Genomic DNA, 14818 nt, shown 5'->3' on the forward strand with positions numbered 1-14818 from the left:
ATTCTCTTTTTAAAACGCTGACCCATTTTCAACGATTTACGTGTTTAACGAACAAGAGAAGGATTAAAAGAAGCGCTAGCCGGGCATACTTTGCATAGGGTGATTTTAAATGTCTACAAACGCTTATATTAAATATCTGACGCAACAGCTTGTCGAGTATTTTAATCTGACCAAAAAAGAACGAAAAGAAAAGCGCCGTCATAGAAAAGAGGATAAAAATCATGGTATATCCCATTGGTTTGGCATTGTCCCTTTTGCTTTGTCGATGTTCGTAAGGAAAAATATCAAAAAATAAAACAGATGTCCTAAACTTAGGACATCTGTTTTTTTAAGTATGGTTTTTACTATCCCAACGCCCTATCTGAAAGGTAAAACAAACCTCCGTTGATGATGGATATTCGGATGTTCGGTTCGTATTGAGCTTTTAAGGCTTCTTTTTCGGTAAAATAACTCTCACTTTTTTCGTCCATGTCCTTGTAAAAATGCTCCAATAAGTTCAAGTCATTCTGCCAGCGCAGCATGGCTTCTTCCGCCCAAGAATGGTCATCATCCTCGAAGCTCCTTCTAATGTATGTATCAAGTCTTGCCAATCCACTCTTCGGCATGATGAGCGGTGAAAGCGTAAACGAGTAATCCGGTATTTTTGGGGTGACCTTAACCGGTAAAACCCGATGGTGAAATCCTTCCATGATTTCTCCTGAAATTAAATTCAATCCGATGGACATAAAAGTATCTTTTTTACGATCGCATTGGTAGGATATTTTCACATTCAGGGTAAGCCATGGGAACAATGGATTATTCCCGCTCATTGATGGAGGAGTATCTTCAAAAAGTCTAGTATACCCTGCCAGCTTTTTTGTTGATTGAATAATCTGATGGAGCCGAGGGGAGCCAAAATGAATCATTTCTCCCTTTAGGTCGGGTGGGGCTTGTTCTGGATCGGTAATGAAAGTCATCTGGGCTGGGTTCGGAATGCCACCCGTTTTTTCCAGGTAGTGCCAATAAAAGGGCCGGTTCATTAATTCTTTATCCATTTCTATCGTTAGTTGAACTGTAAGGTGGGTTGGTTTATTATCCAGTATTTCACATTCATTGGCTTTAAAGTAAGTTATTAAAAAATCATGAATTTCCTGTTGCTGCATGAACCTCACCTTCCTTCATGGATTGAGCGAATTGGATCATCGATGAAAAATTATCCATCTTGATTTTCATTTCGCCCTCTGTTTTGGACTCGCCGACCACATCAATTAAATATTCTTCAATGTTGTTAATATCCAGTTTGGTTAGAATATCATCCAATTCACCAATTACTTTTTCAAATAAATTAATTTTTTCGTATAGTAACTTTAGAATATGTTCTTCAACAGTATTTTTCGTGGCAAAGTTATAAATCCTGACATCCTCTTCCTGTCCAAGGCGGTGAATCCGCCCAATTCTTTGCTCAAGCCTCATGGGGTTCCATGGCAGGTCAAAATTAATCAAGTGATGGCAGAACTGAAGGTTTATCCCTTCCCCGCCAGCTTCTGTTGCAATTAATACCTGAATTTTCTTTTGGAATAATTCTCGCATCCAGTCTTTCTTTCCACGTTTAAATCCGCCTCGGAATGGGACTGAAGAAATTCCATTCTGTTGAAGGTACCATTGTAGATAAAGCTGAGTCGCTCGGTATTCTGTAAAGATAATCACTTTGTCATCAATTTTCTTGATCAGTTCCAAAGCTTTTTCAGCTTTTGAATTCTGAACCGTTTCATTCACTTTTGTAAATAAATCATCAAGCTTTGCCAAAAAGTCAGGGGTAGGCTGGTCGTATTTGGCTTTCATGTTTTTTAAAGTATAAAAGACCGCCTCTCTGCTGCTGCAGGCTTCTCTTTGGAGAGTGAGAGCTGAAAAGGCGCTTCCTTTTGTTCCATCAGAAATAGGTTTGAATTTTGAAACTGCATCGTACAATGCCTGCTCGGTTGGAGAAAATTCAATGGTGATGGTTTCCACATGCCTTTTTGTCCATTCAATACCAGTATCGGCCCGCCGGTTTCGAATCATCACAGTGTTGACCAATTCCTTTAGGTGTTCATCTTCAATTATGTTCCGGCCTTTCCCTTTATATTTTTCTGAAAAGAGTGAGGCATTTCCCAAGTGGCCTGGTTTCAATAACGAAACGAGGTGAAAAATTTCCTCGACTTTATTTTGAATGGGAGTAGCTGTCAGGAGTAAACAAAATTTCTTTTTCAGATTTTGGACGAATTCATAGTTCTTCGTCTTATTATTTTTAAGTTTATGAGCTTCATCAATGATGATGAAGTCATATTCCTGATTGAAAATGATATCACGATGTGGAGCGCGTTTCGCTGTATCAATGGATGAAATGACCACATCACAGGAGTCCCACACATAACTTTTTCTCTGAACGACTGCCGGAATATGAAACTTCGTATTCAATTCAAAAGCCCATTGTGTTACAAGGGAAGCTGGTACAAGGATCAATACCTTCTTTACAAGGCCTCTGATCATATACTCCTTTAGGATCAAGCCGGCTTCAATTGTTTTTCCGAGACCTACTTCATCTGCTAAAATGGCCTTTCCATTCATCTTTTCCACCACTTGCTTTGCAGCTTCCAATTGATGGGGAAGCGGGGTTAACTGAGGAAGGTGCTTGGGTGCCTGTAAACCTTCAAAATCAGGAATGATGAGATTTTCCTCCATTTTAACCGCCAACTTATAAAGCTCCCAATTTCCCCATGGACCATCATTTTCCACCTTTTGTAAAAACTCGTCATTCCATTCAGAATTGAAGGATATATTGATTTTCATAGAAATAACTCCCTCTTAAATCATAAATTCCTTAATATAAGGTCAAAAACCGAACATTTCATATGTGAAGTAAGAAAAATATTTCTCTTCAAAAGATATTGCAGAGATAAGTTTCTTAGGGTAGGATATAAGTATATTTAGAAAATTCCAATTTCCAAACGCTAAAAAGAATTTTTGTATCGATTTGCAATTCGCGTTTTCTTAGTATGGGCTATAGGTACCTGCTTTATCCAAGATTACCGAAGGAGATCATGTAAACGTTTTTCTGGAGTTTTTGGAGATTTGGCAGAGAATGCATTCTATGATGCTCAAAGGTTTTACTAATGGGTGGGGCTTATTCGCTTAATTTCATTGGTAGACCATAATATGCGGGTGAAGATAAGGGGAGAGACTACGGATGTAGCGCCGAAGGAGCAAACTTAGCAGTGAATCTCTCAGGCAAAAGAACTCTTATTGGACGCAACTCTGGAGAGCGCCGCCCGTTTGGGACGGCCACCAAAGGGGAAAACCTATTATATAGGTAAACTTTCAGGTTTCAGGACAGAGAAAAAGCTCAAACGGGCTTTCTCTGTCCTTTTTTGTGCTTTTTTTACATCATGAATCAGAATATCTGATGCGTAAGGACAAAAAGCTTTGATAATGAAGCCAATTTAATTTTAAAAAATCTGAGGGGGGTCATTTTTTGACCAATTTAAAAAGAACACCACTATTTGAGGTTTATCGTGAATACGGAGGGAAAACGATTGATTTTGGCGGCTGGGAACTTCCTGTCCAATTTACGGGTATAAAGGACGAACATGAAGCCGTACGTACAAAAGCGGGTCTGTTCGATGTATCGCATATGGGGGAAGTTGATGTTAAGGGTCCTGGGAGCCTTTCCTTTTTACAGAAGATGCTGACTAATGATATATCAAAGCTGCAAACGGGCGGTGCCCAATATTCGGCCATGTGTTATGAAAACGGCGGGACGGTTGATGATCTCATCGTTTATAAAAGGGCGGAAGACGACTATCTGCTCGTGGTCAATGCAGCGAATACAGAAAAAGATTTCGATTGGCTGCAAGCTAATCTAACGGAAAATGCCCAAATTACGAATGTATCGAGTGACTATATACAGCTAGCACTTCAAGGACCATCTGCAGAGAAGATATTGCAAAAACTTTCAGAAAATACTGCCTTAAGTGAAATTGGATTTTTCAAGTTCAAGGAGAATGTCATGATAAATGGTATCTCCACGTTGGTATCCCGTACTGGATATACTGGTGAAGATGGTTTTGAAATATATAGCGACAGTGAAAACGGCCCTGCCCTTTGGAAGGCGATAATGGATGCCGGAAAGGAAGAAGGGATACAGCCGATTGGTTTAGGTGCTCGTGATACCCTGCGTTTTGAAGCGAAACTGCCGCTGTATGGGCAGGAGCTTTCAGCGGACATTACTCCAATAGAAGCCGGGATTGGTTTTGCGGTAAAAGTGGATAAGGAAGCCGATTTTTTCGGGAAAGCCGTTCTTGCTGAACAAAAGGAGAAAGGGGCACCCCGGAAGCTTGTGGGAATTGAAATGATTGACCGTGGCATTCCTCGTCATGGGTATAAGGTCTACAGCGGGGACAAAGTCATTGGGGAGGTCACGACTGGTACCCAATCACCAACGTTGAAGAAAAACGTAGGATTGGTACTTATCGATAAGGAATATTCGGTGCTGGATGCGGAAATTGAAGTGGAAATCCGTTCCAAACGTTTGAAAGCCGTTATAATACAAACACCTTTTTATAAAAAACCACGTAAATAGAGGGGAATGGTCATTAGATGAAACATCGTTATTTACCCATGACAGAGCAAGATAAACAAGAAATGCTGGAAGTTATAGGGGTACCTGCTGTTGAAGAACTTTTCAATGATATCCCTGAAAGTGTTCGCTTTCAAGGAGAATACGATATCAAACCTGCTAAATCGGAACCTGCATTAATGAAAGAATTATCAAGGCTTGCTGCCAAGAATGCGGATCTTAAAAACTATGCTTCCTTCCTTGGTGCGGGTGTCTATGACCATTATGCACCGGTCATCGTCGATCACGTTCTTTCCCGTTCTGAATTTTATACGGCTTATACTCCCTATCAGCCCGAAATTTCACAGGGTGAACTGCAGGCCATCTTTGAATATCAAACGATGATTTGTGAGTTGACGGGTATGGACGTAGCTAACTCCTCCATGTATGACGGCGGGACTTCGCTGGCTGAGGCGGCCATGCTTGCTTCAGGTCAGACTCGGCGCAAGAAGATTCTCATTTCAGGAGCAGTTCATCCTGAATCAAGAGAAGTTGTGAAGACATATGCGAAAGGGCAACGCGTGGAAGTGATTGAAATTCCTTATAAAGACGGTGTGACGGACATGGCTGCTTTAAAGGAATTAATGAATGATGACATTGCAGGAGTGATTGTGCAATATCCGAATTTTTTTGGACGGATAGAGCCATTGAAAGAAATGGAAGAAATCATTCATGGCGCCAAGTCCATGTTTATCGTTTCCAGTAATCCGCTTGCACTGGGGGCTTTGACACCCCCAGGTTCACTCGGTGCAGATATCGTAACGGGAGATGCTCAGCCATTCGGCATTCCAGCGGCATTCGGGGGACCTCACTGTGGATATTTTGCCGTTACTAATAAACTTGTTCGGAAAGTTCCGGGCCGGCTCGTCGGTCAAACGGTGGATGAAAATGGAAAAAGGGGCTTTGTGTTGACGCTTCAAGCTCGTGAACAGCACATTCGCCGTGATAAGGCCACATCCAACATTTGTTCCAATCAAGCGTTGAATGCCTTGGCAGCTTCTGTTGCAATGACGGCGCTTGGGAAAAAGGGTGTCAAAGAAATGGCCGTGCAAAATATTCAAAAAGCACACTATGCGAAAAAAGCTATAAAGGCAAAAGGGATAGAAGTGATGTTCGACGGTCCTTCGTTCAATGAATTTGTCATTAAACTGCCTGCTTCGTTTTCAGAAATCAATAAAAACCTTTTTGAAAAAGGGATGATTGGCGGCTTCGATTTAGGGACGGTTTATCCTGAGCTGAAAGACCATATGCTGGTTGCGGTAACGGAACTTAGAACAAAAGAAGAAATCGATGCACTTGCGCAGGAATTGGGGGATCAACATGAATAATCAAGATCAATCACTCATTTTTGAAATCAGCACTTCCGGTCGAATCGGGTACAGTCTGCCAGAAATGGATGTTGCAACTATTCCGCTCGAAGAAATTCTTCCTGCCGACTACATCCGTGAAGAAGAGGCAGAGCTTCCTGAGGTGTCCGAACTGGATATCATGCGTCACTATACAGCACTTTCCAAACGGAATCATGGGGTGGATTCGGGTTTTTATCCGCTGGGTTCATGCACGATGAAATATAATCCGAAAATAAATGAAAATGTGGCACGCTATAACGGTTTCGCCCATATCCATCCATATCAAGACCCGACTACAGTCCAGGGAGCCTTGGAACTATTATTTGATTTGCAGGAACATTTAACGGAAATCACAGGAATGGATCTAGTGACATTACAACCTGCAGCAGGTGCACACGGTGAATGGACAGGGTTGATGATGATTCGCGCTTTTCACGAAGCGAATGGCGATACAGAACGGACGAAAGTGATCGTACCTGATTCTGCACACGGTACGAATCCTGCATCTGCAACTGTTGCCGGACTTGAAACGATTACAGTGAAGTCCGATGAAAATGGGTTAGTCGACCTTGAAGATTTAAAGCGTGTTGTCGGACCGGATACGGCGGCCTTGATGCTGACGAACCCCAATACATTGGGATTGTTTGAAGAGAACATTTTGGAAATGGCACAACTTGTCCATGATGCAGGTGGGAAGCTTTACTATGACGGAGCCAATCTGAATGCAGTCCTATCAAAAGCACGCCCGGGTGATATGGGCTTTGATGTGGTTCACTTAAATCTCCATAAAACATTCACAGGTCCGCATGGCGGCGGCGGTCCGGGTTCCGGCCCTGTAGGGGTAAAGTCGGATTTGATTCCCTACTTGCCTAAACCGCTTGTTGTAAAACAAGATGAGCAATTCGTTCTTGATTATGACCGCCCGCAATCCATTGGCAGGGTAAAACCATACTATGGGAACTTCGGGATAAATGTTAGAGCTTATACGTACATTCGTTCAATGGGTCCTGATGGCCTTAAAGCCGTCACAGAGAATGCGGTCATCAATGCCAATTATATGATGCGTAGGTTGGAACCATTTTTTGACTTACCATATAATCGTCATTGTAAGCATGAATTCGTATTAAGCGGACGCAGGCAAAAGAAATTAGGGGTAAGGACCCTCGATATAGCAAAAAGATTGCTGGATTTCGGGTATCATCCTCCAACCATTTACTTCCCGTTGAACGTGGAAGAAGGAATGATGATAGAACCGACTGAAACCGAGTCAAAAGAAACGCTGGATGCATTCATCGATGCAATGATCCAGATTGCCAAGGAAGCTGAAGAAACCCCGGAAATCGTTCAGGAAGCTCCGCATACAACCGTTATTAAGCGGCTTGATGAAACTCTTGCTGCAAGAAAACCTATTCTGCGCTATCAAGCATAGACTGATAGCTTACACGAAAAAAATCCCTGCCTGCCGGCGGGGATTTTTCATGTTTATGTAAGAATTCATTAAAGTCGAACAGTTAACTTTCATTTTCCTGGAGCACGCATGATGCGTATGAAGGCTTTTTAATTTAAAAGAGCCCATGCGGAGATGGGGTCTTATTTCTTTGCTTTGATTTTCCCGGTCCACATCTTGAAACCGCCCTTTAAGTGAAAAAGTTCCCTGTAGCCCTTTTTGTATAGCATGGCTGCAGCTCTTCCGCTGATGATTTCGCTTTGAGCGTACAAATATACAGGCTTGTCCGGCCTAATTTCGACCAAGCGGGTTTTCATTTGCGTCATAGGGATGTTTCTTGCGCCTAAGATATGGCCATTATCGAAATCATTCGGTTCCCGCACATCGATTAGCTGCACTTTTCTGTAGTTAGCGATAAATTCGTCCTGTGTTAATGTTTTAACGATTTTACGCTGGCGGTACCAATTAAAAAGTGAATACGCAATAACCACTCCTAAGATGATGAGCAGTGTATATAATATTTCCAAACATAAAAACTCCCTTCTACCTTAACGAATACAGACAATCTTTATTATATAATTGCTTTACCCAATAATCAAAAAGAATTTTCATCAAATTCTTCATCGACTTGATAGCACTTTCTTTTTTAGAGTGTTAAAGTCTGTTAAACTACTACATGTGAGTTTTTTTGTGGGGTATTGAAAAACAGTCTATTGAAACGAGGGGTAAGGATGACTAAAGAAAAATGGGGTTTTATAGATTCTGGATATTGTTCACCGGCGTTTAATATGGCGCTGGACGAAGCACTGCTAAACTGGCAAAGCAAAGGGGAAATTCCGCCAATCATACGCTTTTACGGTTGGGACCCAGCGACATTGTCGATTGGTTATTTTCAAAAGGCAGAAGCGGAAATCGATATGGAAGAGGTCAAAAGGCAGGGCCTTGGTTTTGTTCGCAGACCAACAGGAGGACGAGCGGTACTGCACGAGCATGAATTGACTTATAGTGTAATCGTTCCAGAATCCTACCCGGGAATGCCAACTACCGTTACTGAAGCATATCGTGTCATTTCTGAAGGAATATTAATGGGGTTCAGGAATCTGGGATTGGATGCTTATTTTGCCGTGCCTAGAACCGATCAGGAAAAAGCGGCTTTAAAAACGCCCAGGTCTTCCGTCTGCTTTGATGCTCCAAGCTGGTATGAACTGGTCGTCGAGGGCAGGAAGGTCGCTGGCAGCGCTCAAACCAGGCAAAAGGGCGTCATCCTTCAGCACGGTTCCATTTTGCTTGAACTTGATGATGATAAGCTCTTTAGCGTATTTAAATTCTCAAATGACAGGGTTAAGGAGAGAATGCAAAAAAGCTTAAAAAATAAAGCTGTGGCCATAAATGACATTGCCGGAAGAAAGGTTACCATTCCTGAAGCGAAAGAAGCTTTTGAAAAAGGTTTTGCCGAAGGACTTTCGATCGAGTTAGAGCCATACGTCCTAACTGAAAAGCAATTGCAGGAAGTGAAGGCCATTGCAGAAAGTAAATATGAAAGCGATGAATGGAATTTCATGAGATAGAAAAAGCAGGATAATTAAAGTGGATAATAAAAAAGTTTTTTCAGATTTGTTTGACCAAATAAGCTATTCCTTGCAGGGATAAGCCCTAAAAGGCATGGGGAAAAAGCAAGGCCCAAATTAATTGAAATCTGATGAAAAATTATTATAAATCGACATTTTCCTCCCTTTTGCTAACTATATTAATTGATTTATCGTTTGACAAAATTAAATGTTATTCAAAACAAACACAATATATAGTAGTTGAAATATTTAATGCGACACTATATGTTGATTTTTGGGTTTCGCTATGATAAATTTAGGGTACTTGTTAAGCGAAACGGACATGTAAGGCTACATATAGATTTTTGCGGCAGCAAGAACGGATCTTGAAACATATAAAGGAGAGGGAATTATGTCGGTTGTAATAAAAGAATCTTTAAAGGTTGATCTAGAAAGGTTGAATAAGGATATTTCTTTATTTCCCCAGGTTCACCCTGTAACTGCTGATATGAAAATGGCGCATAAGGGCGTGTCCCGTCTAGTCATGCTTGACCGCTATTCTTTTAAGGATACTGAAAAAATCACACTCTCGGCAGGCGATTTCGTAGTGTTGACGATTAAGGAAGATCCGAAATTCCCGGCAAGGGGTCTCGGTTACATCGTTGAAATAGATTGGGAAATGAAAAAAGCCAAAGTATTGGTGGATGAAGAATTCCGTGGCGTATTGGATAATCCGGAAGAAGTGGAGACAGGGATTGTAAACCGTCCGCTGGATATTATCGAAAAGCCGCTTGAAATATACTATGAACAAATTGCGAAACGTAATGCAACGGGCTTGGCTTCAGTGGAAACCACGGAAGAAAAAAGAACGGAATGGTTCAATAAATTCTATGAAGAACTAAAGAACCTTAATTTTGTTCCGGCAGGACGCGTATTATATGGTGCGGGTTCCAATACGGATGTTACTTATTTCAACTGCTATGTGATGCCATTCGTACCGGATTCACGTGAGGGGATTTCAGAACATAGGAAACAAGTGATGGAAATCATGAGCCGCGGAGGCGGAGTGGGTACGAACGGATCGACACTGCGTCCAAGAAACACTTTGGCCAAAGGGGTTAATGGAAAATCCTCTGGTTCAGTATCATGGCTTGATGATATCGCGAAATTGACGCATCTTGTTGAACAGGGCGGTAGCAGACGCGGTGCACAAATGATCATGCTGGCTGATTGGCATCCGGATATTGCAGAATTCATCATTTCTAAAATGCAAAATCCAAGGATCCTTCGATACCTAGTGGAAAACACTAAAGATGAAGCGATCAAGAAATATGCAACGGATAAATTGAAATTCACGCCGCACACCGAACAGGAAACGGCTATGTATCAAGGAATCATCAACTATAAGGAAATTCCCGGTCTAGGTGGATTTAGCGAAAAAATCATTAGGGATGCAGAGGAAAAGATCCGTACAGGCGGAACGTACAGTGTCCATAATTCTGAATTTCTTACGGGCGCCAACATCTCGATATGCTTGACAAAGGAATTTATGGAAGCGGCAGAACAAGATGCGGAATACGAATTGCGTTTTCCTGATGTTGAAAGCTATGATGCCGAAGAAATGGCTACTTATAATCAAGAATGGCATAAAGTCGGTGATGTTCGTAAATGGGAGGAAATGGGGCACAAAGTCCGTGTTTACCGTAAAATCCGAGCTAAAGAGCTTTGGAACTTAATAAACATTTGTGCAACATACTCTGCAGAACCAGGTATTTTCTTTATCGATAATGCTAATGAAATGACAAACGCCAAAGCCTACGGTCAACAGGTCGTAGCTACGAACCCATGTGGCGAACAGCCATTGGCCCCATATTCAGTATGTAACCTTGCTGCTGTCAATTTGGCTGAAATGGCTGATAAAGATAGCAAAACCGTTAATTTCGAGAAACTTAAGCAGACCGTCGAAGTCGGTGTGCGTATGCAGGACAATGTCATTGACGCAACTCCTTATTTCTTGGATGAAAACAAAAAACAGGCACTGGGCGAGCGACGGGTTGGACTTGGTGTAATGGGTCTGCATGACCTGTTGATCTACTGTGAAACGGAATACGGATCTGAAGAAGGAAATATTCTGGTTGACAAGGTGTTTGAAACGATTGYGACTACAGCTTACAAGGCATCCGTGGAACTTGCTAAAGAAAAAGGCAGTTTCCCGTTCCTGATCGGATCAACGGATAAAGAAACCGATGAGCTTAGAACACGATTCACACAAACTGGATTTATGGAAAAAATGCCGGAAGATATCAGGGAAAGCGTTGCTGCATATGGCATCCGTAACTCTCATTTATTGACAGTGGCTCCTACAGGAAGCACAGGAACGATGGTTGGGGTATCAACAGGTCTTGAACCATATTTTTCCTTCACGTATTTCCGCAGTGGCCGTCTTGGCAAATTCATTGAAGTTAAGGCTGATATTGTTCAGGAATACTTGGATCGTCATCCAGAAGCTGATACACAAGAGCTTCCAAAATGGTTCATTTCCGCTATGGAATTAGCTCCTGAAGCCCATGCAGATGTTCAATGCATCATTCAACGCTGGATTGACAGCTCGATCAGTAAAACGGTCAATGCTCCAAAAGGATATACTGTCGAACAAGTTGAAAAAGTATATGAACGTCTATATAAAGGCGGAGCAAAAGGCGGTACAGTATATGTGGATGGCAGCCGTGACAGTCAGGTTCTCACGCTCAAAGCGGAAGAAAACCAAATGGACGAGCAGCTCGAAATGGACGAATTGACAGATGTGGAAGTAAAGAAAAAAGTCGTATTGGTCGATACGATAAATGAACTGCGTTCGACGAATGTTACGATTGGGTCGGAAGTGGGCAACACTTGTCCGGTCTGCCGTAAAGGCGAAGTCCAGGAAATGGGCGGATGTAATACTTGCACGAATTGCGGAGCACAATTAAAATGTGGGCTATAAGCTAATAGAAGGGAAGTCGTTAAGTATGCTGAAAAGCTAATCTTAACGGCTTTTTTTTTAAAAGATCGGGCGAGTAGTTTTTAAACTTATTAAAAGAGAAAGCCGAATCCGGCTTTCTCTTTTAAGTTCATTCAACCATTTTCATTTTGTTGGCCTATTTCCTTTTCGGCCAGGTATTGGTTTCCATCCTTCAATACCGAAAATTCATCGACCGAGTCTCCGGGAATATTCCTAGGATTAGGATATTTATTATCTGTTTGGACGGTAATCGTTTGTTTCCCCCCGTTTGTCAAGAATTCTCGTTTATTAGCCATTTTGCATCTCCTTCATTTGGATTTCCAATTAAAAACAATCATGAGGATAACAGAATAAAGAAAAACTATCCTTATTAATTAGATTGTCTAGTTCGATTGAAAGTATGAACAAATCCATAAAAGAATGGAGAACGAAATGAAACCATTTATGCCACAGTTAGTATATATCGAGCCTAGGGCATTGGAATACCCGCTTGGCCGGGAATTGAAAAAGAAATTCGAGGATTTGAACATTGAAATCCGTGAGACCACATCACATAACCAAATTAGGGATCTTCCTGGAGAAAATGATCAGCAAAAATATCGTGTCGCCAAGTCGACGCTTGTGGTGGGCATCAGAAAAACATTGAAATTCGATTCTTCAAAGCCATCCGCTGAATATGCCATCCCTCTTGCTACCGGATGTATGGGGCATTGTCATTATTGTTATTTACAGACGACTCTCGGAACAAAGCCATACATTAGGACATATGTGAATCTCGAGGAGATTTTTGAGGCAGCTGAAAAATATATCAATGAGAGAAAGCCTGAAATTACTCGTTTTGAGGCGGCCTGTACGTCAGATATCGTTGGAATTGATCATTTGACACATTCGTTAAAAAGGGCTATAGAGTATTTTGGAAAAAGTGAATATGGGGTTTTGAGGTTCGTAACTAAATTTCATCATGTCGACCACCTGTTGGATGCTGAACATAATGGAAAAACGAGATTTCGGTTCAGTATAAATTCACGTTACGTAATAAAGAATTTCGAGCCCGGAACTTCGAGTTTCGAGGAAAGAATGGAAGCGGCACGTAAAGTGGCAGGTGCCGGATATCCCTTAGGTTTTATCGTAGCTCCAATATATCGTCATGAAGCGTGGAAGGAGGGCTACCATGAATTATTCGAACGGTTAAGTGAGGCGTTAAAAGGGGTGGATATCCCTGACTTGACTTTTGAACTAATCCAGCATCGATTTACGGGCCCTGCTAAAAAAGTAATTCAAAAAAACTATCCGAAAACAAAATTGGAACTGGACGAAACGAAGCGCAAATATAAATGGGGCCGATATGGAATTGGCAAATATGTTTACCAAACCGAAGAAGCCGCAGAACTGGAAACGACCATTCGTGGGTATATAGCGGAATTTTTCCCTAAAGCGGAAATTCAGTATTTTACCTGATGAAGGCATTTTCCATATAAAACTGTCATAAATCGCTCTAATCCTGCTTAGAAATGTAAAGACCGGATTAGGGGAGGGCAGCTATGATTATTGACGGCGTTTTTTCCGGAGGCGGGATAAAAGGCTACGGTTTAGTGGGTGCCCTGCAGGAATTAGAGGAGCGAGGATTTGTATTCCATAGGACAGCCGGTACAAGTGCAGGTTCCATAATTGCAGCTTTCGTAGCCGCTGGGTACACAGGAAAAGAAATGGAACAGCTTTTTCTTGATATAGATTTAATCGGCATGCTGGATAAAAGGCGTGGTCTTTTGCCTATCCCGCTTGCCAAGTGGCTCCTTTTATACTGGAAACTGGGCCTTTATAAAGGTGACGCTTTGGAAGCATGGATTGCCGCTAAACTTGCCGAAAGGAATGTAGTCACCTTTAAGGATGTTCGGCCGAAATCTCTCCGTATCATAACCTCTGACATTACACATGGGAAATTGGTGGTGCTGCCTGATGATTTATCTAACTATGGAATTGATCCGATGACTTTTCCGGTGGCAAAGGCAGTAAGAATGAGTTGTAGCATCCCCTATTTCTTTGAGCCAGTCAAACTTGATGTCGGAAAAAGCAGGGTCCTTTTTGTTGATGGAGGTGTGTTAAGCAATTTTCCAATGTGGTTATTCAATTCAGATCATGTAAGAAAGGAACGGCCGGTCATAGGCTTGCGACTAAGTGTCGATGAGATATGGAAACCGCATGTGGTGGATAATGCGCTTGAATTGTTCTCCGCACTATTCAAAACGATGAAAGATGCCCATGATGCACGTTATATTTCCAAGAAACACGTCCAGAATATTGTATTTATCCCGATGAGGGGAATTTCGGCAATGGATTTCAATCTGAATGATGAAAAAAAGGGAGAATTGATGAATCAGGGCAGACAGTGTACGAAAGAATTCCTTAAGAGATGGTCATATTAATAATCATAAAAAATCGGGCTCTTAAAAAGAAGCCCGATTTTTCTTTTTATTCTTTTTTCCTTCAATGACAGTTAAGTGACTATCCGTTTTCTTTCTCACTTTTATTTTTTTTGATGATTTTGCTGCAGAAAAGCTAGCCACATTATCCTTTTTCGAAGTTCGGTTTTTTAGCCTTTTTTTCGATTGGCGTGCAGCCTTTCGGAATGCTTGCTGCTCTTTTTTTACTGGTTTTCCCTTTGTTAATCCGGTATAAATCATATAAATAATCCCTGCGACAATGGCTATTATGAGAATGTTTCTAAAAAAGCCAATCGGGTCATTAAATAGTCGGCTCATTAGTCCGAGGACTCCGAGGGCAATGATTCCGTATATCATGAAAGATATGAAACGTTTCAACAAAGACACCTCCTTAAGAGCA

The 14818-nt window shown here is 41.6% G+C and carries 13 protein-coding genes and 2 riboswitches; of the genes, 8 read left to right on the forward strand and 5 right to left on the reverse strand.

Translation table 11 applies throughout. The features are described 5' to 3' along the window. Positions 1-109 precede the first annotated feature (109 nt). Complete coding sequence (locus AC1DVK_RS05555; RefSeq protein WP_061464022.1) at positions 110-295, forward strand: YqzE family protein; 186 nt, start codon at positions 110-112, stop codon at positions 293-295. 49 nt (positions 296-344) lie between these two features. Here AC1DVK_RS05555 and AC1DVK_RS05560 read toward each other — a convergent pair whose 3' ends face one another. Together AC1DVK_RS05560 and AC1DVK_RS05565 are read right to left on the reverse strand one after the other, a co-directional pair. Then, positions 345-1142, reverse strand: coding sequence for a YqhG family protein (locus AC1DVK_RS05560; RefSeq protein ID WP_477626017.1), 798 nt, complete (start codon positions 1140-1142; stop codon positions 345-347). Further along, positions 1120-2808 carry a DEAD/DEAH box helicase gene (locus tag AC1DVK_RS05565; protein ID WP_089361501.1) on the reverse strand — a complete coding sequence of 563 codons (1689 nt, stop codon included), beginning with the start codon at positions 2806-2808 and terminating at the stop codon, positions 1120-1122. Before AC1DVK_RS05565 ends, AC1DVK_RS05560 begins: the two co-directional genes overlap by 23 nt. 372 nt (positions 2809-3180) lie before the next feature. Next, positions 3181-3268, forward strand: a riboswitch (glycine riboswitch). Between the two features lie 3 nt (positions 3269-3271). After that, a riboswitch (glycine riboswitch) is annotated at positions 3272-3354 on the forward strand. 136 nt (positions 3355-3490) lie between these two features. Here AC1DVK_RS05565 and gcvT point away from each other — a divergent pair. Genes gcvT through gcvPB form a run of 3 tightly spaced genes read left to right on the forward strand, consistent with a single transcriptional unit; the run spans position 3491 to position 7411 of the window. Then, complete coding sequence (gene gcvT / locus AC1DVK_RS05570) at positions 3491-4597, forward strand: glycine cleavage system aminomethyltransferase GcvT (RefSeq protein ID WP_477626018.1); 1107 nt, start codon at positions 3491-3493, stop codon at positions 4595-4597. A gap of 17 nt (positions 4598-4614) precedes the next feature. Further along, on the forward strand, positions 4615-5961 hold the full coding sequence (gcvPA, locus tag AC1DVK_RS05575) for an aminomethyl-transferring glycine dehydrogenase subunit GcvPA (protein WP_089361499.1): 1347 nt from the start codon (positions 4615-4617) through the stop codon (positions 5959-5961). Beyond that, a complete protein-coding gene (gene gcvPB, locus AC1DVK_RS05580) occupies positions 5954-7411 on the forward strand; it encodes an aminomethyl-transferring glycine dehydrogenase subunit GcvPB (RefSeq protein ID WP_061464017.1) in 1458 nt (485 codons plus the stop codon). The genes gcvPA and gcvPB overlap by 8 nt, the downstream gene beginning before the upstream one ends. Before the next feature lie 161 nt (positions 7412-7572). Here the strand turns inward: gcvPB and AC1DVK_RS05585 are convergent, their stop codons facing one another. After that, entirely contained in the window at positions 7573-7956 is a 384-nt protein-coding gene (locus AC1DVK_RS05585) for a rhodanese-like domain-containing protein (RefSeq protein ID WP_076365383.1), read from the reverse strand. Positions 7957-8160: 204 nt separating this feature from the next. Between AC1DVK_RS05585 and AC1DVK_RS05590 the strand changes: the two genes are divergently transcribed. Further along, on the forward strand, positions 8161-8997 hold the full coding sequence (locus tag AC1DVK_RS05590) for a lipoate--protein ligase family protein (protein WP_089361497.1): 837 nt from the start codon (positions 8161-8163) through the stop codon (positions 8995-8997). 391 nt (positions 8998-9388) lie between these two features. Next, positions 9389-11959, forward strand: coding sequence for a vitamin B12-dependent ribonucleotide reductase (locus AC1DVK_RS05595; protein WP_477626019.1), 2571 nt, complete (start codon positions 9389-9391; stop codon positions 11957-11959). A 131-nt stretch (positions 11960-12090) separates the two neighbouring features. On the opposite strand, the gene AC1DVK_RS05600 is transcribed toward AC1DVK_RS05595, so the two are convergent. Next, entirely contained in the window at positions 12091-12273 is a 183-nt protein-coding gene (locus AC1DVK_RS05600) for a hypothetical protein (RefSeq protein WP_289320071.1), read from the reverse strand. A gap of 136 nt (positions 12274-12409) precedes the next feature. Between AC1DVK_RS05600 and splB the strand changes: the two genes are divergently transcribed. Together splB and AC1DVK_RS05610 are read left to right on the forward strand one after the other, a co-directional pair. Further along, positions 12410-13435: a spore photoproduct lyase gene (gene splB, locus AC1DVK_RS05605; RefSeq protein WP_061464012.1), complete on the forward strand. Its 1026-nt coding sequence runs from the start codon at positions 12410-12412 to the stop codon at positions 13433-13435. A gap of 83 nt (positions 13436-13518) precedes the next feature. After that, the gene (locus AC1DVK_RS05610; protein WP_061464011.1) at positions 13519-14400 is read left to right on the forward strand and encodes a patatin-like phospholipase family protein; all 882 of its coding nucleotides are present in this window, start codon (positions 13519-13521) and stop codon (positions 14398-14400) included. Between the two features lie 21 nt (positions 14401-14421). Here the strand turns inward: AC1DVK_RS05610 and AC1DVK_RS05615 are convergent, their stop codons facing one another. Further along, positions 14422-14796, reverse strand: coding sequence for an SA1362 family protein (locus AC1DVK_RS05615; RefSeq protein WP_061464010.1), 375 nt, complete (start codon positions 14794-14796; stop codon positions 14422-14424). Positions 14797-14818 lie beyond the last annotated feature (22 nt).

This window comes from Peribacillus sp. P4_B1 (assembly GCF_056402395.1).

Excerpts from the sequence above, each read along its gene's own strand:
- gcvPA (WP_089361499.1), top strand. The coding sequence starts at position 4,615 with ATGAAACATCGTTATTTACCCATGACAGAGCAAGATAAACAAGAAATG.
- AC1DVK_RS05600 (WP_289320071.1), bottom strand. The coding sequence starts at position 12,273 with ATGGCTAATAAACGAGAATTCTTGACAAACGGGGGGAAACAAACGATT.
- AC1DVK_RS05560 (WP_477626017.1), bottom strand. The coding sequence starts at position 1,142 with ATGCAGCAACAGGAAATTCATGATTTTTTAATAACTTACTTTAAAGCC.
- AC1DVK_RS05610 (WP_061464011.1), top strand. The coding sequence starts at position 13,519 with ATGATTATTGACGGCGTTTTTTCCGGAGGCGGGATAAAAGGCTACGGT.
- AC1DVK_RS05590 (WP_089361497.1), top strand. The coding sequence starts at position 8,161 with ATGACTAAAGAAAAATGGGGTTTTATAGATTCTGGATATTGTTCACCG.
- AC1DVK_RS05555 (WP_061464022.1), top strand. The coding sequence starts at position 110 with ATGTCTACAAACGCTTATATTAAATATCTGACGCAACAGCTTGTCGAG.
- AC1DVK_RS05565 (WP_089361501.1), bottom strand. The coding sequence starts at position 2,808 with ATGAAAATCAATATATCCTTCAATTCTGAATGGAATGACGAGTTTTTA.
- gcvPB (WP_061464017.1), top strand. The coding sequence starts at position 5,954 with ATGAATAATCAAGATCAATCACTCATTTTTGAAATCAGCACTTCCGGT.
- splB (WP_061464012.1), top strand. The coding sequence starts at position 12,410 with ATGAAACCATTTATGCCACAGTTAGTATATATCGAGCCTAGGGCATTG.